This is a genomic window from Sphingomicrobium arenosum, from assembly GCF_026157085.1.
In the GTDB taxonomy this organism is placed as follows: domain Bacteria; phylum Pseudomonadota; class Alphaproteobacteria; order Sphingomonadales; family Sphingomonadaceae; genus Sphingomicrobium; species Sphingomicrobium arenosum.
Map to the genome: position 1 here is coordinate 1,489,599 of NZ_JANPVN010000001.1, position 20,616 is coordinate 1,510,214.

Annotated in this window: 19 protein-coding genes; 8 read left to right on the forward strand and 11 right to left on the reverse strand. The window is 65.7% G+C overall.

The annotated features are described in order from the left end of the window. Positions 1 to 17: 17 nt before the first annotated feature. Positions 18 to 239 carry a hypothetical protein gene (locus NUW51_RS07565; RefSeq protein ID WP_265564277.1) on the forward strand — a complete coding sequence of 74 codons (222 nt, stop codon included), beginning with the start codon at positions 18 to 20 and terminating at the stop codon, positions 237 to 239. Between the two features lie 17 nt (positions 240 to 256). Here the strand turns inward: NUW51_RS07565 and groL are convergent, their stop codons facing one another. The 3 genes from groL to NUW51_RS07580 form a co-directional block, all read right to left on the reverse strand. Then, entirely contained in the window at positions 257 to 1,909 is a 1,653-nt protein-coding gene (groL, locus tag NUW51_RS07570) for a chaperonin GroEL (protein WP_265564279.1), read from the reverse strand. Between the two features lie 85 nt (positions 1,910 to 1,994). Beyond that, positions 1,995 to 2,282 (reverse strand): co-chaperone GroES, encoded by a 288-nt coding sequence (groES, locus tag NUW51_RS07575; protein WP_265564282.1) that lies wholly within the window; start codon positions 2,280 to 2,282, stop codon positions 1,995 to 1,997. Between the two features lie 111 nt (positions 2,283 to 2,393). Further along, entirely contained in the window at positions 2,394 to 3,803 is a 1,410-nt protein-coding gene (locus NUW51_RS07580; RefSeq protein WP_265564284.1) for an MATE family efflux transporter, read from the reverse strand. 120 nt (positions 3,804 to 3,923) lie between these two features. On the opposite strand from NUW51_RS07580, the gene sppA reads away from it, so the two are divergent. Then, a complete protein-coding gene (gene sppA, locus NUW51_RS07585) occupies positions 3,924 to 5,780 on the forward strand; it encodes a signal peptide peptidase SppA (protein WP_265564286.1) in 1,857 nt (618 codons plus the stop codon). Here the strand turns inward: sppA and NUW51_RS07590 are convergent. Both NUW51_RS07590 and lpdA read right to left on the reverse strand, forming a co-directional pair. Next, positions 5,777 to 6,457, reverse strand: coding sequence for a PepSY domain-containing protein (locus NUW51_RS07590; protein WP_265564288.1), 681 nt, complete (start codon positions 6,455 to 6,457; stop codon positions 5,777 to 5,779). The genes sppA and NUW51_RS07590 overlap by 4 nt on opposite strands. A gap of 140 nt (positions 6,458 to 6,597) precedes the next feature. Further along, positions 6,598 to 8,001 (reverse strand): dihydrolipoyl dehydrogenase, encoded by a 1,404-nt coding sequence (lpdA, locus tag NUW51_RS07595; protein WP_265564291.1) that lies wholly within the window; start codon positions 7,999 to 8,001, stop codon positions 6,598 to 6,600. A 174-nt stretch (positions 8,002 to 8,175) separates the two neighbouring features. On the opposite strand from lpdA, the gene NUW51_RS07600 reads away from it, so the two are divergent. The 3 genes from NUW51_RS07600 to NUW51_RS07610 all read left to right on the forward strand — a co-directional run bounded on the left by NUW51_RS07600 (position 8,176) and on the right by NUW51_RS07610 (position 10,695). Further along, complete coding sequence (locus tag NUW51_RS07600; protein ID WP_265564293.1) at positions 8,176 to 9,111, forward strand: glucokinase; 936 nt, start codon at positions 8,176 to 8,178, stop codon at positions 9,109 to 9,111. Between the two features lie 130 nt (positions 9,112 to 9,241). Then, the gene (locus NUW51_RS07605) at positions 9,242 to 9,724 is read left to right on the forward strand and encodes a MarR family winged helix-turn-helix transcriptional regulator (protein WP_265564295.1); all 483 of its coding nucleotides are present in this window, start codon (positions 9,242 to 9,244) and stop codon (positions 9,722 to 9,724) included. Continuing rightward, the gene (locus NUW51_RS07610; RefSeq protein WP_265564297.1) at positions 9,721 to 10,695 is read left to right on the forward strand and encodes a S41 family peptidase; all 975 of its coding nucleotides are present in this window, start codon (positions 9,721 to 9,723) and stop codon (positions 10,693 to 10,695) included. The genes NUW51_RS07605 and NUW51_RS07610 overlap by 4 nt, the downstream gene beginning before the upstream one ends. Positions 10,696 to 10,771: 76 nt before the next feature. Here NUW51_RS07610 and odhB read toward each other — a convergent pair whose 3' ends face one another. Together odhB and NUW51_RS07620 are read right to left on the reverse strand one after the other, a co-directional pair. Then, positions 10,772 to 12,043 carry a 2-oxoglutarate dehydrogenase complex dihydrolipoyllysine-residue succinyltransferase gene (gene odhB, locus NUW51_RS07615; protein ID WP_265564299.1) on the reverse strand — a complete coding sequence of 424 codons (1,272 nt, stop codon included), beginning with the start codon at positions 12,041 to 12,043 and terminating at the stop codon, positions 10,772 to 10,774. 43 nt (positions 12,044 to 12,086) lie between these two features. After that, the gene (locus tag NUW51_RS07620) at positions 12,087 to 14,846 is read right to left on the reverse strand and encodes a 2-oxoglutarate dehydrogenase E1 component (RefSeq protein WP_265564301.1); all 2,760 of its coding nucleotides are present in this window, start codon (positions 14,844 to 14,846) and stop codon (positions 12,087 to 12,089) included. Between the two features lie 199 nt (positions 14,847 to 15,045). Between NUW51_RS07620 and NUW51_RS07625 the strand changes: the two genes are divergently transcribed. Then, the gene (locus tag NUW51_RS07625; RefSeq protein ID WP_265564303.1) at positions 15,046 to 15,981 is read left to right on the forward strand and encodes a glycerophosphodiester phosphodiesterase family protein; all 936 of its coding nucleotides are present in this window, start codon (positions 15,046 to 15,048) and stop codon (positions 15,979 to 15,981) included. A gap of 54 nt (positions 15,982 to 16,035) precedes the next feature. Here NUW51_RS07625 and sucD read toward each other — a convergent pair whose 3' ends face one another. The 4 genes from sucD to mdh form a co-directional block, all read right to left on the reverse strand. Further along, positions 16,036 to 16,920, reverse strand: a complete 885-nt coding sequence (gene sucD / locus NUW51_RS07630; protein WP_265564304.1) for a succinate--CoA ligase subunit alpha — start codon at positions 16,918 to 16,920, stop codon at positions 16,036 to 16,038. Further along, complete coding sequence (locus tag NUW51_RS07635) at positions 16,917 to 17,387, reverse strand: hypothetical protein (protein ID WP_265564306.1); 471 nt, start codon at positions 17,385 to 17,387, stop codon at positions 16,917 to 16,919. Before NUW51_RS07635 ends, sucD begins: the two co-directional genes overlap by 4 nt. Continuing rightward, positions 17,384 to 17,917, reverse strand: coding sequence for a hypothetical protein (locus tag NUW51_RS07640; protein WP_265564308.1), 534 nt, complete (start codon positions 17,915 to 17,917; stop codon positions 17,384 to 17,386). The genes NUW51_RS07635 and NUW51_RS07640 overlap by 4 nt, the downstream gene beginning before the upstream one ends. Before the next feature lie 68 nt (positions 17,918 to 17,985). Next, positions 17,986 to 18,948: a malate dehydrogenase gene (mdh, locus tag NUW51_RS07645; RefSeq protein WP_265564310.1), complete on the reverse strand. Its 963-nt coding sequence runs from the start codon at positions 18,946 to 18,948 to the stop codon at positions 17,986 to 17,988. Between the two features lie 296 nt (positions 18,949 to 19,244). Between mdh and NUW51_RS07650 the strand changes: the two genes are divergently transcribed. Together NUW51_RS07650 and NUW51_RS07655 are read left to right on the forward strand one after the other, a co-directional pair. Next, positions 19,245 to 19,613 (forward strand): hypothetical protein, encoded by a 369-nt coding sequence (locus tag NUW51_RS07650; RefSeq protein WP_265564311.1) that lies wholly within the window; start codon positions 19,245 to 19,247, stop codon positions 19,611 to 19,613. A gap of 151 nt (positions 19,614 to 19,764) precedes the next feature. Continuing rightward, complete coding sequence (locus tag NUW51_RS07655; RefSeq protein WP_265564313.1) at positions 19,765 to 20,547, forward strand: YEATS-associated helix-containing protein; 783 nt, start codon at positions 19,765 to 19,767, stop codon at positions 20,545 to 20,547. Positions 20,548 to 20,616 lie beyond the last annotated feature (69 nt).

Here is a 20,616-nt window from a genome sequence, read left to right on the forward strand (position 1 = left end):
CGTGGATTTGCGCTATCATGGCCGCCATGATCCGTACTCTTCCCCTCGCCATCTGCCTGAGCCTTGCTGGCTGCGGCACGAAGGACGAGGCGCCGCCGCGTCCCGACGAGCGGGCGAGCGAGCGGCTTGCTTCGATCGAGGAGCGACTCGATGCGGCGGAGGCGGCCGATCCGACGGTGCGCGCGCCAAAAGAAAAAGGGCCGGATGCCGAAGCACCCGACCCATATTCTTCCGACTGAGCAGTCGGCGGGAGGACTTAGAAGTCCATGCCGCCCATGCCGCCCATGCCGCCCATGCCACCGGGCATGCCGCCACCGGCCTTGTCGTCGCTCGGCAGGTCGGCGACGGTGGCTTCGGTGGTGATCAGCAGGCCCGCGACCGAGGCGGCGTCCTGCAGCGCGGTGCGCACGACCTTGGTGGGGTCGACGACACCGGCCGAGACGAGGTTCTCGTAGGTGTCGTTGGCAGCGTTGAAGCCCAGCGTCTCGTCATTGCCGTCGATCAGCTTGCCCGCGACGACGGCGCCGTCGAAGCCCGCATTCGAGGCAATCTGACGAACCGGCGCCTGCAGCGCGCGACGGATGATGTCGATACCGCGGGTCTGGTCGTCATTGGCGCCCGAGAGGCCGTCGAGGGCCTTGGTGGCGTAGAGCAGCGCGGTACCGCCGCCCGGGACGATGCCTTCTTCAACGGCGGCGCGGGTCGCATGCAGCGCGTCGTCGACGCGATCCTTGCGCTCCTTCACTTCGACCTCGGTGGCACCGCCGACCTTGATCACGGCAACGCCGCCGGCGAGCTTGGCGAGGCGCTCCTGGAGCTTCTCGCGGTCATAGTCGCTGGTGGTATTCTCAATCTGCTGGCGGATCGCGCCGGTACGCGCGTCGATCGCGTCCTTGGCACCCGCGCCGTCGACGATGGTCGTGTTGTCCTTGTCGATGGTGACGCGCTTGGCGGTGCCGAGCATGTTGAGGTTCACGTTCTCGAGCTTGATGCCGAGGTCTTCCGAGATCATCTCGCCGCCCGTCAGGATGGCGATGTCTTCGAGCATCGCCTTGCGACGATCACCGAAGCCCGGCGCCTTGACGGCCGCGACCTTGAGGCCGCCGCGCAGCTTGTTGACGACGAGGGTCGCGAGCGCTTCGCCTTCGATGTCTTCCGCGATGATCAGGAGCGGACGACCCGACTGGACGGCCGCTTCGAGGATCGGGAGCATCGCCTGCAGGTTCGAGAGCTTCTTCTCGTGGATGAGGATGTAGGGGTCGTTCAGTTCGACCTGCATCTTCTCGGGATCGGTGATGAAGTAGGGCGACAGGTAGCCACGGTCGAACTGCATGCCTTCGACGACGTCGAGTTCGAACTCGAGGCCCTTGGCTTCCTCGACGGTGATCACGCCTTCCTTGCCGACCTTGTCCATCGCTTCGGCGATCTTCTCGCCGACTTCACGATCGCCATTGGCCGAGATGATGCCGACCTGCGCGACTTCTTCGCTGCCCGAAACCGGCTTGGAACGGCCCTTGAGGTCTTCGACGACCTTGGTGACCGCGAGGTCGATGCCGCGCTTGAGATCCATCGGATTCATGCCCGCGGCGACCGACTTCATGCCTTCGCGCACGATCGACTGCGCCAGCACGGTCGCGGTGGTGGTGCCGTCACCGGCGAGGTCGTTGGTCTTCGAGGCCACTTCGCGCAGCATCTGCGCGCCCATGTTCTCGAACTTGTCCTTGAGCTCGATTTCCTTGGCGACCGAGACACCGTCCTTGGTGATGCGCGGCGCGCCGAAGCTCTTTTCGATGACGACGTTGCGACCCTTGGGGCCGAGCGTCACTTTCACGGCGTCGGCGAGAATGTCGACGCCCTTGAGGATGCGTTCACGAGCGTCACGCCCGAATTTCACGTCTTTGGCAGCCATGTGATTGCCTTTCTTCAAATAGGATTTCTACGAAGGGGGAAGTTGAGAAAGTTGACGGTGGTCACCGCCCTTTCCCAATCCGGAATCAGCTGACGATCCCGAGGATGTCGCTTTCCTTCATGATGATGAGGTCTTCACCGTCGATCTTGACCTCGGTGCCCGACCATTTGCCGAACAGGATCTTGTCGCCGGCCTTGACGTCCAGCGGCGTCACCTTGCCGTCCTCGGTCTTCAGCCCCGAGCCGACGGCGACGACTTCGCCTTCCTGCGGCTTTTCCTTTGCGCTGTCGGGGATGATGATCCCGCCGGCGGTCTTTTCATCGGCCTCGACACGGCGGACGAGGACACGGTCGTGAAGCGGTTTGAAACCCATGGTTTCCTCTCACTTTCCTGGTTGTTGATCTCATAGGCAGCTGGCACTCCTACAAGAAGAGTGCCAGCATCGAACACGCATCTGGGATGCGCTTTCCAACACGTCAACGGGTCAGGCGGAGATTTTTTTGCTCGGGTCGTCCCGGGTCAGCCCCAACGCCTCGCGGCGCGACCAGCGCCAGGCCATGAGCACGGCGACGATGGCGAGGCCGATGGCGAGGCCGGTCCAGATGCCGATGCCGTCCCAGCCCTGGGTGAAGGCGAGCCAGACGCCGACGCCGATACCGATCACCCAATAGCCGAGGAAGGTGTAGATCATCGGCACCTTGGTGTCGTGGATGCCGCGCAGCGCGCCTGCGCCCGCGACCTGCGCCCCGTCGACCAGCTGGAAGATGGCGGCGACACCGAGATAGGCGACGCCCAAGGCGATGACCGGCGCGTTTTCGGCGCTGTCCTCGAGGAAGATGGTGATGAGCTCGCGCGGGAAGGTCAGCAGGACGATCGCCATCATCCCCATGAAGCCGACCGCCAGCGCCCAGCCGGTCCAGCCGGCGCGGCCGATGCCGTCATGGTCCTGCCGCCCATACATGATGCCGGTGCGCACGGTCGTCGCCTGGCTGATCCCCCAGGGGACCATGAAGGACAAAGCGGCGATCTGGAGCGCGACCGAATGCGCCGCCAGTTCCTGTTCGCCGATGAGGCCCATGAGATAGGCGGCGGCCGAAAAAACTCCGCCCTCGAACCCCAGCGCGAGGCCGATGGGCAGGCCGAGGCGCCACATTTCGCGATAGCGCGGCCAATCGGCTTTCCAGAAGCGCCCGAACAGGTGGAAACGGCGAAACTGGCGGTCGCGCACGACCACGAGGCTGAGCATCGCGGCGAGGATCGACCAGGTGATGGTCCCCGCGATGCCGCCGCCGAGCACGCCCAGTTCGGGCAGGCCGAAGGCGCCGAAGATGAGGCCGTAGCCGAAGAAGGCATTGAGGAGCACGCCCGCCACGCTCATCACCAGCACCCAGCCCGGGCGCTCGAGCGCGGCAACGAAATTCCTCAATGTGTTGAAGAAGAGGAAGGGAAAGAGCGACCACATATAGCCGCGCAGGAAGGTCTGGGCGATGGCCGCCAGCTCGGGATCCTGCCCCAGTGCGATGATGATGCCTTGCGCATTCCACATGACGAGCCAGAAGGGCAGGACATAGGTGAAGACAAGCCATACCGACTGGCGAAAGCTGCGCCGCACGTCGGTCACGCTCTTCAGCTTTCGGCCCAGCGCGCTCGCCATCATCGGCGAGGCGGCGGTGACGAGGCCCAGCGCGACGAGCGAGAAGGCGAAATAGAGGTTCACCGCCAGCGCCACGCCCGCGATCGCCTTTGGCCCCACCTGCCCCATCAGCCACACGTCGGTCGCGTTGATCGAGGCCATGGTGAGGTTCGACAGAATGAGCGGCCAGGCGAGCCGCAGCGTGGCCTTCAGTTCATGGCGCCACGGATGCGCTGTCGGGGTGACGGGAACGGCGGACATGATCTGAGCGGCTAGCCGCGAGCCGCGGCGGCGTCCAGCGAATAAGGCCAGAGAATAAAGGTGGAGCGCGCGCGCCGCCCGGCCTAAGGTAGTCCGCAAAAGCTCCTGGGAGATTTGCACGTGAGTTTCGCCCGTTCGCTCTGGAAACTGCTGGTCGGCATCAAGGATTTGCTGGTGCTCATCTTCATGCTGCTCTTCTTCGGGCTGCTCTATGTCGCACTGCGCGCGTCGCCCGATCCGGTGCTCGGCGACGGCGTCCTGCTGGTCGATCTCGACGGTTCGGTGGTCGAGGAAGCGCAGCCTGCCGATCCTTTCGCCGAGCTGGCGGGCCAGCCCGCGATCCGCGAATGGGCGCTGCCCGACGTGCTCGCCGCGCTGAAGGCGGCCAAGGAGGATGATCGCGTCGCGGCGGTGGCGCTCGACCTCGACGGCTTCATGGGCGGCGGCCAGCCGGCGATGGAGGAAATCGGCGAGGCGCTCGACGCGATTCGGGCCGAGGGCAAGACGGTCACGGCCTTTGCCACCGGCTATGTCGGCGACAGCTACCAACTGGCCGCCCATGCCGACGAAGTGCATTTGAACCCGATGGGCGCGGTGGCGCTCGCGGGACCGGGCGGCAGCCAGCTCTATTTCGCCGAACTGCTCGAGCGTCTCGGCGTGACCGCCAATGTCTACAAGGTCGGCACTTACAAGGCGGCGGTCGAACCCTTTACCGAGCGGTCGATGTCCGAGCCTGCGCGCGAGAATATGCGTGCGTTGGTCGAGGCGCTGGGCGAACAGTGGCGCGACGACGTCAAGGCCGCGCGCCCTGCCGCGCAGCTCGACCTCGTCATGGACGATCCGGTGAGCGCCTTTGCCGGGTCGAGCGACCTTGCCGCGCGCGCGGTCGAACTGGGGCTCGTCGACCAGCTGTCGAGCCGCCGCGAATGGGAAGCGCGGCTCGCCGAACTGGGCGGCGCCGATGATGACGCACCGGGCGGTTTCAAGCGCATCGAGCTGGCCGATTATATCGCGCTCGAGACGCCGCGCGAGAAGGGCGGCGAGATCGCCATCGTCACCGTGGCGGGCAATATCGTCGATGGCAGCGCCGATCCGGGCACCGCGGCGGGCGAGAGCCTCGTCGACGCGCTCGAACGCGCCAAGGAACGCGATTACAAGGCGCTGGTCGTGCGCATCGACAGCCCCGGCGGCTCGGCGCTGGCGTCCGAACGCATCCGCAACGCGATCCTCGACCTGAAGGCCGAGCAGGATATTCCGGTCATCGCCAGCTTCGGCACCTATGCGGCGAGCGGCGGCTATTGGGTCGCCACGGCGGCCGACAAGATCGTCGCGCCGACTTCGACGCTGACGGGCTCGATCGGCGTGTTCGCGGTGCTGCCGAGCTTCGAGGGCAGCCTCGACAAGCTCGGCATCGGGGTCGATGGCGTGCGCACCACGCCGCTGTCGGGTGAGCCCGATCTGCTCGCGGGGCCCTCGGAGGCGGCAGACACGCTGTTCCAGGCGGGAGTCGAGAGCACCTATGCCAAGTTCCTCGCCATCGTCGCCGAGGCGCGCGGGCTTCCGGTCGAGCGGGTCGCGACCATCGCCGAAGGGCGCGTGTGGGACGGCGGCACGGCGCGGCAGCTGGGGCTGGTCGACCAATATGGCGGCTTGGACGACGCCATCGCGCTCGCCGCTGCCGAAGCGGGGATCGAGGGCGAGCCGAGCGTGCATTGGATTGCGCGGGAATTGAGCTTCTCGGCCAAGCTCGCCGACATGTTCGGCGGCGCCAATGAAGAAGCGCCCGCGCCCGACGCCTTCGCGCGGATCGCGGGGCGGCCCGACGCGCTGATGCTGCGCGCGGTGTCGACGCTGGAGGAGTTGCTCGCCGGGCCGACGATCCAGGCGCGTTGCCTCGAGTGCGCGCCGGTGACGCCGCCGCAGGCCGCCGAGACGGCGGCGACGCGATCGTGGCTGGCTCGGGTCTTGTTCGACTAGGCGTTGCGGCGGGTCTTGCGGCGGGTCGCGAGCGGGAGCAGCACCAGCGCCATGAGCGTCGCGAGCGTCGCCAGCGCGGCGAAGATGCGCAGCCAGTTGTTGTTGATGTCCTCGCGCGTCTGGAGGTCCATGATGTGGAGGCCCCACATGAAGTCGAAGGCGCGCCACCAGCCGGTGCGGACCGCGCCGATGCGGCCCGTGGCCTGTTCGACGTAGAAGCGGGTGCCGTCCTTGTCCTCGACCGCCCAGGCCGCGGTCGGGCGGCGCCAGTCGAGCGGCGGGTCCTGCGCATCGGTGAGCGTCACATTCGCCAGTTCAAAGCCGCCGACGTGGCGGGCCTCGACCTCGGCGACCGCCTCGGCGGCGTTCCACGGCTGTAGCCAGTCGCCGCTCATGGGATCGGCGACGCGGACCATGCCCGACAAAGGGATGACCCAGACGGGGCCGCGGGCGCGGGGTTCGAGACTGATGCCCGACAGAGGCACCGCCTCGATGCCCTCGGGCAGGCGCGGCGCGGCGGCGAGGCGCACGGCGTCCTCGCCCTTGAGGAGATGCGAGCCGCGCACTTCCTCGATCGGCTTCAGGACCATGAAGAAGCCCGACAGCGTCCAGAAGAGGATCGGCACGCCGACCAGCCAGCCGGTCCACAGGTGCCAGCGCCGCAAGGTCTTGCGCATGTTCGCCATCAATTCCCCCCGTTCTTATGCCCTGTCGTCATCCCAGCATAGGCCGGGATCCATGTCGCCGAGAACAGGCGACACGGCATGGGCCCCAGCCTGCGCTGGGGCGACGGTCAAGGCAATGACGTTGCTCGCGCCTAGATGTGGATCGGCTTGCCCTGCACCGCCATCGCGGCTTCCTTGATCGCTTCCGAATGGGTCGGGTGGGCGTGGCAGGTGTAGGCGATGTCCTCGGAGGTGGCGCCGAATTCCATCGCCTGCGTGACCTGCGCGATCATGGTGCCGGCGAGGCTCGAGATGATCCACACGCCGAGCACGCGGTCGCTATTGGCATCGGCGATGACCTTGACGAGCCCGTCGGTGTCGCGGTTGGTTTTGGCGCGGCTGTTGGCCATGAAGGGGAACTTGCCGACCTTGACGGTGTAGCCCTGTTCCTTGGCCTGTTCCTCGGTGAGGCCGACGCCCGCGATCTCGGGCATGGTGTAGACGACGCTGGGGATGAGGTCGTGGTTCACGATGCCGACCTCGCCCGCGATATTCTCGGCCACGGCAATGCCTTCGTCTTCGGCCTTATGCGCGAGCATCGGGCCCGGGACGACGTCGCCGATCGCCCAGACGCCATCGACGCTGGTGGCGAAATCATGGTCGGTCTCGATCTGGCCGCGCTCGTTGGTCGTGAGGCCGATCGCATCGAGCCCGAGCCTGTCGGTATTGGCCTTGCGTCCGATCGAGACGAGCACGGCATCGACTTCCATCGTCTCCGTGTCGCCGCCCTTGGCAGGCTCCATCGACAAGATGGCCTTGTCGCCCTTCACTTCGCAGCCGGTGACCTTTGTGCCGAGCTTGTAGTTGAAGCCCTGTTTCTTGAAGACCTTGTTGGCTTCCTTGCGGATTTCCTCGTCCATGCCGGGGAGGATCTGCGGCAGATATTCGATCACCGTGACCTCGGCGCCGAGACGGCGCCAGACGCTGCCCAGTTCGAGCCCGATGACGCCGCCGCCGATGACGACCATCTTTTCGGGCACCTTGGGGAGCTTCAATGCGCCGGTCGAATCGACGACGATCCCCTTGTCATTGTCGACCTCGACGCCGGGGAGCGGCATCACGCTCGACCCGGTCGCGATGACGATGTCCTTGGCGGTGACGCTCTTGCCATTCACCTCGACGCTGTTCTTGCCGGTGAAGGTGGCGTGGCCCTTGAGCCAGTCGACCTTGTTCTTCTTGAACAGGAATTCGATGCCGCCGGTCAGTTCGCCCACGGCCTTGGTCTTCTCGGCCATCATCTGGTCGAGGTTGAGGCTGGTGCCCTGGAGATCGATGCCGAACTTGGCGAGATGGCCCGCGGTGGCTTCCTCATAGAGTTCGGACGCGTGGAGCAGCGCTTTCGACGGGATGCAGCCGACATTGAGGCAGGTGCCGCCCAAGGTCTCGCGGCTTTCGGCACAGGCCGTCTTGAGGCCCAGCTGCGCGGCGCGGATCGCCGCCACATAACCGCCCGGACCCGCACCGATCACGAGGACGTCATAATCAAAGTCAGCCATGTTCACCTGCTCGTCGTGCAATGAAAAAAAGAATGCCGCCCACATAGGACTTTTGGCGGCGAGCGCAACCGAGCGTGACGAAAGCCCGTCGGCGGGGATGCATTGTGAGCGATCTCTTAACCCTTTGGGGCCTATGCCTTTTCCCGGACAGGGGTGACGATAAAGGGATAGAATATGGATCAGCGTAATTGGCTCATCATCGATACGAGCGCCTCCGAAGGCATTCGTTTCAGCGAGGTCGTGCCCGCCGCGCGCCCCGTGCTGGGCCCGGTCCATGTCGTGTCGCCCGAGGGTAAGCCGACCTTCACCGACGTCCTCCAGACCTATGCGCGCGAGGCGGGCAAGGATCTGACCAAGCTCGAGCCGCTGCTCGTTATCGCGGGCGCGGCATCGGGCGAGATGATCAGCCTGTCGCGCGCCAATTGGACCATCACGCGTTCGGGGCTGACCAGCCTGTTTGGCACCAAGGTGCGCGTCATCAACGATGTCGTCGCCATGGCCTGGGCCGCGCAGGCAAGCACTAGCCGCGCCGCCACCGTGCGCGGCACCAAGCCCGCCCCCGACTTCAAGTCGCCGGGGCGTATGAGCATGCTGTTCGTTGGTGACGGCGTCGGTGCCTCGATCGTGGATGTCGACCGCGACGGCTATCAGCGCGTGATGGAAACCGAGGCCGGGCACGGTGATTTCGCGCCGCAGAGCGAGCGCGAACTCAAGCTTGCCGAACTGCGCCGCGGCGAGTTCACGCAGACCAGCTGGGAGCGCATGCTCACCACCGATCGCAATGATGAATGCTGGAAGGCCTTCCCCGAGATGCGCGACATGGAGCGCGACCGGATGCTCGGCGAATGGTTCGGCCGCTTCCTCGCCAACCTCATCCACATCCATGGATCATGGAGCGGCGTTATGCTGACCGGCCCGCGCGCCAGCCAGCTAACGACCGGCAGCGCCAAGATCGCCTTCGAGGGCATTTTCACCAAGCGCCGCCAGTTCCAGCGCCTCCTGCTCCAGACACCGGTGTGGACGCTGTCGCAGACCGATGCCGTCATGCACGGCGGCGCCGCGCTGATGGCGGTGCGCGCCGCGCAGGAGGGGCCGCGCATCGCGGCCTAGCCCCACGCCGCGCGTTCGGTCTTCCGCATTGTCTGCCGCCGTTCGTCGAAAACTTGCTTGACGACCCCAGTTTTGGAGCCGCATTAGCATAAGCCATTATATAGGCACTTATGCAAAGGCGATTTCGGAGATGACACCTGTTGATGTGGGACTGGGCACCGCGTTGCGCGCGCTGATCCATGCGCTCGATGGGGCGGTGCAGCGCGTCTATGATGCACATGGCGTGGATTTTCGCCCGCGCTTCTATGTCGTGTTGCGGCATCTGGAGGAAGCGGGCGAGGCACCGGTCTCCATGCTTGCCGAGACTGCGGGCGTGAGCCAGCCCGCGATGACGCAGACGATCGCCAAGATGCTCGAAAAGGGTCTTGTCGCCCCGGTGCGCAACAGCGACGGGCGGCGCCATGTCGTCACCCTGTCGGACAAGGGCCGCCTGCTGGCCGCCGACATCGCCCCCGTTTTCGCCGCCACCCGGCGCGCTGCCGAGAAGCTCGAAGCCGAGACCGGCGTCGACCTGTCGGGCGCGATTGCCAAGACCCTCGATGCCCTGCGGACCGACGATTTCGCTGCGCGTATCGAACGCGAACTCTCCTACCCCGAAGGACATGCCCGATGAAGACACTTTTCCTGCCCGTGCTGGCCCTCGCGAGCCTGCTCGCCGCCCCGGCCTGCGCCGCCCCGATCAGCCAGGCCGAGCGCATCGAGGCGCTCGATCAGGCAGCGATCCTGCTCGAAGAGCGCTATACCTATGCCGACAAGGGCGCCGCGCTCGCGGCGGGGTTGCGCGCCTCGCGTGAGCAATTCGCCGCCCACAACGAGGGTGAGGCGTTCGCCGCAGCGGTGACCGACTGGCTGCGCGCGCAGAGCGGGGATGGGCATCTCGGGCTGTCCTACAGCGAGGCCGTGATCCCCGAGCCCGAGGAGCAGCCGGGCGAGGACCTCGCGCTCAACGACGATATGGAAGAATGGTATGGCGCCGGGGTCAATCACGGCGTCGAGAAGATCGAGCGGCTCGAGGACAATATCATGCTGTTCGACCTGCGCGTCTTTCCGCCGCCCGCGATGGGCGCGGAGGTGATCTCGGCGGCGATGGTGACGGTGGCGCAGGGCGATGCGCTGATCATCGATCTGCGCAAGAATGGCGGCGGGGCGGAGACGGTGAACCTCATCCTCGGCTATCTGGTGAAGCCCGGCTCGCCCGCCATGTCGACCTATCATCGCGCCACCGACAGCTGGACGCATGAGAGCGTCCCCGACTGGGTGCCGGGTCGCCGCTTCGGCGAGGACAAGCCGCTCTATGTGCTGACGTCCAAGCGCACCTTTTCGGCCGCCGAAGCGCTGGCCTACAGCCTGCGGGCGCTCGGCCGTGCGACCATCATCGGCGAGGTCACCGGCGGCGGCGCGCACCCGTTCGAATATCGCAAGGTCAGCGACCATTTCGCGCTCGACCTGCCCGAATGGCGCTCCGAGCATCCGCTGACCGGGGCGAATTGGCAGGATGTGGGGGTGACGCCCGATGTGGCGGTGCCCGCCGAAGAGGCGCTGGACAGGGCGCTCGAACTGGCGCGGGCGGCGATCGCTCGCTAGCTCTTCAGCGCAAAAGCGAAAGGGGCGCCGGACCGACCGTCCGACGCCCCTTTTTCGTACCGTGTGACGAACGACCTTAAAGGTCGATCAGCAGGCGGGTCGGATCTTCCAATGCTTCCTTGATGCGGACGAGGAAGGTCACTGCCTCGCGGCCGTCGATCAGGCGGTGATCGTAGCTGAGCGCGAGATACATCATCGGCTTGATGACGACTTCGCCGTTCACCGCGATCGGGCGCTCCTCGATGCGGTGCATGCCGAGCACCGCCGACTGGGGCGGGTTGATGATCGGGGTCGACAGGAGCGAGCCGAACACGCCGCCGTTCGAGATGGTGAAGGTGCCGCCCGCCATGTCTTCCATGCCGAGCGTGCCTTCCTTGGCGCGCTTGCCATAATCGGCGATGGCCTGCTCGATCTGGGCAAAGCTCATCTGGTCGGCCGAGCGGATGACGGGGACGACGAGGCCCTTGGGCGCCGAGACCGCGACCGAGACGTCGAGATAGTCGTGATAGATGATCTCGTCGCCCTCGATGCGCGCGTTGACCGCGGGCACGTCCTTGGCGGCGAGGCTGACGGCCTTGATGAAGAAGCTCATGAAGCCGAGGCGGATGCCGTGCTTCTTGGCGAAGTGGTCCTTGTACTTCGAACGCGCTTCCATCACCGCCGACATGTCGACGTCGTTGAAGGTGGTGAGCAGCGCGGCGGTGTTCTGCGCGTCCTTCAGCCGCTTGGCGATGGTCTGGCGAAGGCGGCTCATCTTGACGCGTTCCTCGCGGCGTTCGCCCGAGACGGTGACGCTGGTCGGGGCCGAAGCCTGGCCGCCCGATGCCGCAGCCGCCTTGGCAGCGGGCTCGGCGCTCTTGTCCTTGGCGGCGGCGAGGACGTCGTCCTTGGTGATGCGCCCGTCCTTGCCGGTGCCGGTGATCCTGGAGGGGTCGACGCCATGTTCGAGCACCGCGCGGCGCACGGCGGGCGAGAGGGTGAGGTCGCTTTGCAGCGCCTGTTCGTCGGTCTTGCCCTGCTCGATCACGCTATTGTTCTCGGTGATCGCGTCGGGGCCTTCGGAGGACTGCGCGTCGCCCGCCGGCCTGGGGGCATCGGCGACCGCGCCCGAGCCTTCGCCCACGGTGGCGATGACCTGGCCGACCTCGACCGTGTCTCCCGCGCCGAACGCCTGGCTTTCGAGCACGCCCGCGACCGGGCTCGGCACGTCGACCGAGACCTTGTCGGTCTCGAGGCTGACGATCGGCTCGTCCTGCTCGACCGGGTCGCCCGGCTGTTTCAGCCATTCGCCGACAGTGGCTTCGGTAATCGATTCGCCCAGCGTGGGGACGGTGACGTCGGTCGCCATGGAAACGTGTCTCTCTTCTTCGTCTATGTCCTGCCCGGGACCCTTAGAGCCCGAGCGCGTCTTCGATCAAGGCGGCCTGCTGCGCGGCGTGGCGCTTGGCGAGGCCGGTGGCGGGCGAGGCCGCCGCATCGCGTCCCGCATAGCGCGGTCGCATGCCCGTCTTGCCCGCCTCGTCGAGGCAGCGTTCGAGCAGTTCGTGGACCAGCAGCCAGCTGCCCTGGTTGCGCGGCTCTTCCTGGCACCAGATCAGGCTTTCCAGCTGCGGCATTTCCGACAGGCGCTTGATGAGCGGCTCGATCGGGAAGGGATAGAGCTGCTCGATGCGGATGATCTGCGTGTCGGTCACCCCCGCCTCGTCGCGTTTGTCCATGAGGTCGTAAGCGACCTTGCCCGAACAGAGGACGACCTTCCTGACCGTGTCGCTCGGCGCGCCGTCGGGGTCCGACAGGATGCGGAAGAAGTGGCCTTCGCCGACGAAATCCTCGCGCGCCGACACCGCGCGTTTGTGCCGGAGCAGCGACTTGGGCGTCATGATGACCAGCGGCTTCCTGAAGTCGCGGCGCATCTGGCGCCTGAGGACGTGGAAATAATTGGCCGGCGTTGTGATGTTGCACACCTGCATATTGTCTTCGGCGCACAGCTGGAGGAAGCGTTCAAGGCGCGCGCTACTATGCTCCGGCCCCTGCCCTTCATAGCCGTGCGGCAGGAGCAGGACGAGGCCCGAGGCGCGCAGCCACTTGGCCTCGCCGCTAGCGATGAACTGGTCGATCATGATCTGCGCGCCATTGGCGAAGTCGCCGAACTGCGCTTCCCATAGCGTCATCGTCATCGGATCGGCGATCGAATAGCCATATTCGAAGCCCATCACGCCATATTCGGACAAGGGCGAGTCGCGCACTTCGAAGCGCGGGCCCGGCACCTCCATCTCGCGCAGCGGGATGAACTTCTCGCCGGTTTTCTGATCGACCCAGACGGCGTGGCGCTGCGAGAAGGTGCCGCGGCCGCTGTCCTGCCCCGACAGGCGGATGCCATAGCCATCGAGCAGCAGGCTGCCGAAGGCGAGCGCTTCGCCGGTCGCCCAGTCGATGCCCTCGCCGCTCTCCAGCGCCTTGTGCTTGGCCTTGAGGATGCGGGTCAGCGTCTTGTGCACGTCCAGTTCGGCGGGGACGTGGGTCAGCACCTCGGTGAGCTTGTCATAGGCGTCGGCGTCGATCGCGGTATCGGTGTTGCGCCGTCCCGACACACTTTCATCGGGCATCTTGAGCTTGGACCAGCGCCCGCCGAACCAGTCGGCCTGCTGCGGTTCATAGTGGTTGCCCGCCTCGAACTCCTCTTCGAGGTGGCGGGTGAAGTCGGCGACCTTCTGGTCGACCCAATCCTTCGACACGACATTCTCGGCGATCAGCCGTTCAGCATAGACCTTGGAGATGGGCGGATGCTGGCGGATCTCGGCATACATGAGCGGCTGGGTGAAGCTCGGCTCATCGCCCTCATTATGGCCGAAGCGGCGATAGCACCACATGTCGATGACGACGTCGCGCCCGAAGGTCTGACGAAATTCGATCGCGACCTTGCAGGCCCAGGTGACCGCCTCGGGATCATCGCCATTCACGTGCAGGATGGGCGCCTGAATCGATTTGGCGATGTCGGACGGATAGGGGCTGGAGCGCGCGAATTGCGGGCTGGTGGTAAAGCCGACCTGGTTGTTGATGACGAAATGGATGGTACCGCCGGTGCCATAGCCCGGCAGCCCGCTCATCATCAGACATTCGGCGACCACGCCCTGCCCTGCGAAAGCGGCATCGCCGTGGAGCAGGATGGGCAGCACGGTCTTGCCATGCTTGTCGCCGCGGATGGTCATGATGGCGCGGCTCTTGCCGAGCACGACGGGGTCGACCGCCTCGAGGTGCGAGGGGTTGGGCACGAGGCTCAAATGGACGTCATTGCCATCGAAGCTGCGATCGGACGAGGTGCCGAGGTGATATTTCACATCGCCCGACCCGCCGACATCCTCGGGGTTGGAGGCGCCGCCCGCAAATTCGTGGAAGATGGCGCGATAGGGCTTGCCCATGACATTGGCGAGGACGTTCAATCGCCCGCGATGCGCCATGCCGATGGTCATCTCGGTGACGCCCATCTGACCGCCATATTTGATGATCGCTTCCAGCGCCGGGATCATGCTTTCGCCGCCGTCGAGGCCGAAGCGCTTGGTGCCGACATATTTGCGGGCGAGGAATTTTTCCCACTGCTCGCCCTCGATCACCTTGTCGAGGATCGCGGTCTTGCCCTCGGGGGTGAAATGGATCTCGGCATTCTTGCCCTCGACGCGCTCCTGCAGGAAGCGGCGCTCATCGAGGTCGTTGATGTGCATATATTCGACGCCGACGGTGCCGCAGTAGTTGTTCTGCAGCACGCCGACGATCTGGCGGATGGTGGCGCGGTCGAAGCCGAGCACCCCGCCGAGCCAGACTTCCTGGTCAAGATCGGGGAAGCCGTGGTGCGCGGGGCTGAGTTCCTTGGGGAAGTCGTGGTGCGACAGGCCGAGCGGATCGAGCCGCGCGGCAAGGTGGCCGCGCACGCGATAGGTGCGGATGAGCATCATCGCGCGGATCGAATTGTCGGCGACGCGAATGAGGTCCTTCTCGGCATATTCGCCCGAGGCCCGCGCGGCTTCCTTCGCCTGCTCGACAAAATTGGCCTCGACCGGATCGAGCCCCAGATTGGCATCGTCGAGTTCGCTGATCGGCCAATTGGGCCGGGCCCAGCTCGGGCCTTGTTTCACGTCGGGCGAGATCGCGTCCATGATCACCTTTTCTTCGAGGGTTCGTGCCCCCTTGTCCTTACGTCCCGGCACCGCCCCCGGTTGCACCGCGAGCGGCTTTAACCAGATGGAGGGCGGCTGGCTAGGCCCGCCGTGGCCCCATCTTGCTGCATTGCGACATAGGAAGGACGCGCGTCCTTTGCCACTGGAAAAAGGGCGGGTCGCGCCCTAGCCTTCGCAGATGATGTACCGCCCCCTCCTCGCCACTGTGGCGCTGCTTGGCCTCGCGGGCTGCCAGCATGATGCGGCGCCCCGCATCATCGCCGCCGACCTGCCCGAACCCGCGCTCGCGCTCGACCTGTCGCGGGTCGGTCTGGGCGGCTTTCTCGACTGTTTGCAGGATCGCGAGACGACCATCCTCGCCGCCCATCGCGGCGGCCCGGCGGAGGGCTATCCCGAGAACCATCTCGCCACGCTGGCCTATAATAGCGCGGCCGCGCCGATGCTGTTCGAGGTGGACGTGCAGGAAACGGCCGACGGGCATTACGTCCTCTATCATGACGAGACGCTGGAAGAGGACAGCAACGGCAGCGGGCGGATCGCCGATCATACGCTCGCCGAGCTCGGGTCGGTCGCCTATGACAATGGCGGGCTCGGCCTGTCGACGCTGGCAGAGGTGCTCGACTGGGCGCGGGGGCGCACGATCCTCCAGCTCGATATCAAGCCCGGGGTCGACCTGCCCCGCCTGCTGCGCTGGCTCGATGCGCGCGATGCCGAGGAGTTCGCGCTGGTGATCACCTATAATCTCGAGCAGGCGCGCGTGGTGGCGGCGCATCACGACAGCATCATGATCTCGGCGAGCGTGGATGAGGAGAGCGATCTCGACGCGCTCAATGCCGCCGGGATAAGCGATGAGCGCATCGCCGCCTGGACCGGGCTGGAGGCGCCGCGCCCGCCGCTGTGGAACATGCTCGACCGCCGCGACATCAGCGCCAATTACGCCACCTATCGCTCGCTCGACACGTGGACGGGGTCGCCCAGCAATGGCGCGGGCTATATGCGGTTGGGCGGGGTCGGGCTCGAGATCCTGTCGACCGACCACCCGCTCTATGTCCATCGCTGGATGGAGGATCGGCAGGACATCATGGCCGCCGCGAGCGCCTGCCTCGCGCCATAAAAAAGGCCCCCGCATCGCTGCGAGGGCCATTTTTTGTCGGCGATGCGCGGGGCCTTAGCCCTGCAGCACCTTCTTGAGGGTGGTGCCGAGTTCGCTGGGCGAGGGCGAGACGGTGATGCCCGCCGCTTCCATCGCCGCGATCTTGTCCTCGGCGCCGCCCTGGCCGCCCGAGACGATCGCGCCGGCATGGCCCATGCGGCGCCCGGGAGGCGCGGTGCGGCCGGCGATGAAGCCGACGGTGGGCTTCTTGCGACCGCGCTTGGCCTCGTCGGCGAGGAACTGCGCGGCTTCTTCCTCGGCGCTGCCGCCGATTTCGCCGATCATGATGATGCTTGTCGTGGCATCGTCGGCGAGGAAGAGTTCGAGGCAGTCGATGAAGTTGGTGCCGTTGACGGGATCGCCGCCGATGCCGACCGCGGTGGTCTGGCCAAGGCCCTCGTTGGTGGTCTGGAACACGGCCTCATAGGTGAGCGTGCCCGAGCGCGAGACGACGCCGACCGAGCCCTTGGAGAAGATCTTGCCCGGCATGATGCCGATCTTGCACTCGCCGGGGGTGAGGACGCCGGGGCAATTGGGGCCGATGAGGCGCGACTTCGAGCCGTCCAAGGCGCGCTTCACCTTGACCATGTCGAGCACCGGGATGCCTTCGGTGATGGCGACGATAAGCGGAATTTCCGCGTCGATCGCCTCGAGGATCGAATCCGCCGCGAAGGGGGGCGGGACGTAGATGACGCTCGCATCGGCGCCGGTCTTCTCGGCCGCTTCGCGCACGGTGTCGTAGACCGGCAAGCCGAGGTGGGTCATGCCGCCTTTGCCCGGGGTGACGCCGGCGACCATGTTGGTGCCGTAATCCATCGCCTGCTGGGTGTGGAAGGTGCCGGTGTCACCGGTCATCCCCTGGGTGATGACCTTGGTGTTTTTGTCGACGAGAATGCTCATTCATTTGTCTCCGTCGCAGTGCCAACTACGAGATTGAGGCGGGGTTTGTCCTGGGTGCCGGCCAGCCTGAAGAGGATCGGCTGGCCCTCGGCGAAAAAGCTCACCTGTCCATCCTCGAAGGCGGGGAAATTTTCGCCCCAGGCGGACAGGAACTGGTTGATCGAGGCCACGTCGGAAAAGGCGGCCATGACGACGCAGATGCCACCGCCATTGTCCGACCCGTTGACCAGCAACAGGGGCGCACGATCGCTATGCGAAAAGAAGGACGGGCCGTCCGATGCCCCGCCCGACTGTTCTGCCTCGCGCCAGCCGAGATCGGTCAGCGCCGCCGGGTTCAGCACCCCATCGCTCGTCGCCGCGAAGCAGTCGTTATAGCTCTGATAGATGTCCTCCAGAGGGCCGACACGACCCATCGGATCATCCTGCGCGACCATCAGCGCGGCGAGAAGAGGAGCGGCAAGGATCATTCGGCGGCCGGTTCCACGGCGGCGGGGACATTGTCCTCGCCCGTCTTGGTCATGGTGAAGCGCGCGAAGGGCGCGTCCTGTTCGCCTTCGGGCTGGACCACGAGGCGATGATCGTCGAGCTGCCAGACATAGCTATAGCCTTCCTGGCCGACGGGCATGCCGATGATCGCCGACAGTTCCTGCGCGAGCACGCCATAAGCGGCAGTATCGGGCAGGCTGGCCGAGACGACGCAGCTCTTTTCCTTCAACTGGTCACGCATGGTGATGATCGAACTGGGGTTGCCGCGCTTCTGGTAGAGGCCGGTGACGCTCGCGCCCGAGCGACGACCGCCGGCGCGGCGACGCGCCTGATCGTAGCCCAAGGAGGCGAGCCGATCGAGGTGGATCCAGTCGGTGTCGGTGATCAGCTGGCAGGCGGCGATCGATTCGGCGACCTGCTGGGCGGTCGGATGCTCGTCCGCCGCCATTGCCGGGCTCGCCACGGCCATCGCGGCCAGCGCCGCCATCGATCCAAACGCAACTTTCATCATCGTCCCTACTCCTGTGTCACGGGCCATCCGTCGGCCCATTCCTTAAGCTCGCGCCGCTGAAAGCAGCCTCAGGCGAGGCTTTCGTCCATCGCCTTGCAGGCGCCGACCAGTTCCTCGACCGCGTCGACCGAGACCTTGAGGTTCGAGGCTTCCTCGTCCGACAGTTCGATCTCGATGACGTCCTCGATGCCGTTCGCGCCGATCATCGCGGGCACGCCCACATAAAGGCCGTCGAGGCCGTACTTGCCCTCGACATAGGCGGCGACGGGAAGGATGCGCTTCTGGTCGCCGAGATAGGCTTCGGCCATCGCGATCGCGCTGGTCGCCGGGGCGTAATAGGCCGAACCGGTCTTCAAGAGGCCGACGATCTCGCCGCCACCGCCGCGGGTGCGCTTGACGATCTCGTCGAGGCGCGCCTCATCGACGCCCTTGATCTTGGCCATGTCGGCCACCGGGATGCCGTTGATGGTCGAATAGGAGAGCACGGGCACCATCGTGTCGCCGTGGCCGCCGAGCACGAAGGCGTTGACGTCCTTCACGCTGACATCGAATTCCCAGGCGAGGAAGGTGGCGAAGCGCGCGCTGTCGAGGACGCCGGCCATGCCGACGACCTTGTTGTGCGGCAGGCCCGAAAATTCGCGCAGCGCCCAGACCATCGCGTCCAAGGGGTTGGTGATGCAGATGACGAAGGCGTCGGGGGCGTAGGTCTTGATGCCCTCGCCGACCGCCTTCATGACCTTCAGGTTGATGCCGAGGAGATCATCGCGGCTCATGCCGGGCTTGCGCGGCACGCCGGCGGTGACGATGATCACGTCGGCGCCCGCGATATCGGCATAATCGTTGGTGCCCGTGATCTTGGCATCGAAGCCCTCGACGGGGCCGCACTGCGACAGGTCCAGCGCCTTACCCTGCGGCAGGCCTTCGGCGATGTCGAACAGGACGACGTCGCCCATTTCCTTCTTGGCGGCGAGATGGGCGAGCGTGCCGCCGATCATGCCGGAACCGATAAGGGCGATCTTCTTGCGAGCCATGGGGGTCCTTTCGAAATGTCATGCGTCGCGTCCGCTTGGAAAGCGCGGACTCGGTCTTGCCCGCGCACCTAGCCCGCCGCGCAGGCGCTATCAACCTTCGGCTGCGGATTTTGCGCCGAGACCGCACCGGGCTCGCCATCGGGCGCACGATTTCGGGCTGTCAGCGCGTTGGACGGCGGGTTTACGACAAAGCGATCCCACGACACGACCAAATGGCGTGCACGAGGCGGCAATGCAGCGTTCGGACAGCGGATATTCAGCGCAAAACCGCTATAAACAGCTTCATGAAAACACGCATGACCCTGATCGCCCTCGGCGTTGCCGCCTTTGCCGCCACGCCGTCCGCCGCCAAGCCGCCCGCCCATGCCGGCGGGGGCAAGCATATGGCGCATGGCATCGCTTATGCGCAGCCCGGCTGCCCGCCCGGCCTCGCGAAGAAGAACAACGGCTGCCTGCCCCCGGGCCAGGCCAAGAAGCGCTACGAGCAGGGCTATCGGTTCGACCGTAGTTTCTCGGGCTATACGGCCTATGACCGCATTCCCTACGACCTGCGCCGTCATTACGAGCTCGATCCGCGCAGCCGCTACATCTACGACAACGACTATATCTACCGCGTCGACCCCACCACGCTGGTGGTCCGCGAAGTGCTTCGCGCCATTCTCTAAGCGCTTGGGCAAGCGCGGTTAACGAGATCATGAGGGTCGCCCCAGCCGGGGCGGCCCTCATTTGACTCTGACGGTCCGATTTGGAATTCCTTCACCCCTTGGCTTTACGCCAGTAAGCCACTGAAATTCCGGGGAATGGGGAAAGTTTAACATGGATAAGGTCATTGCCGTTGCCGGCATCATCCTTGGTGCCGCGCTTCTGGGCAGCGTCGCCGCCTGGCTCATGGGTCATCCGGCGGGCCAGGAAGTGGGCGCCACCGGGCACCGCCGCGCGCGCCGCTACGGGCTCGCCACCTATGTCATGGTCGGTCTCGTCGCCGCCGGCTCGGTGCCGCTGCTCCTGAGCCTCGTGCGCTCCGACCTCGTCGCGGGGATTTTTGATGCGGAATGGGGCGCGATCTACGAAAATCTCGTGATCCTGTTCGGGCTCGGCCTCGTCGCCAGCTATTCGAGCCGCTTCTTCGTCGAAAGCTCCTCGCGCCGCATCATGGACGATGTCGACGTGATGCGCACCCAGCTGAAGGAAGCGCAGGCGACCAATCGCGCGCTGGCCGAATATGTCGACGATCGCGCCGCCGAGCCGCGCTCGGAAGCCAAGGGTGCCGCGGCCAAGAAGCAGGCCGAGGCGCACAAGAAGGCCGCCAACGACCTGTCGGAGGCGCAGCAGCTGTTCGTCCAGTCGCTCGGCTATGAGGACCAGGCGATCCTCAAGGCGCTGACGGTGCGCGACTATCGCACTGCAGCGGGCATCGCCGCCGACCTCGAAATGCCGCGCTTCAAGGTGACCGAGAAGCTCGACGACATGGTCGAGGCGGGGCTGGCCAAGGCAGTGGAATCGCCCGTCACTCATGGCCTGCGCTATGCCATCCAGCCGATCGGCTGGGGCGCGCTGGCGCATGCGCACAAGGCGGAGCCGGTGGCGAGCCTGATCTAAGGATTGAAGGCCTGAATTGGATGAGGGGAGCCTGCGCGAAGAGCGCGGCTCCCCTTTTTCGTCGCCCCA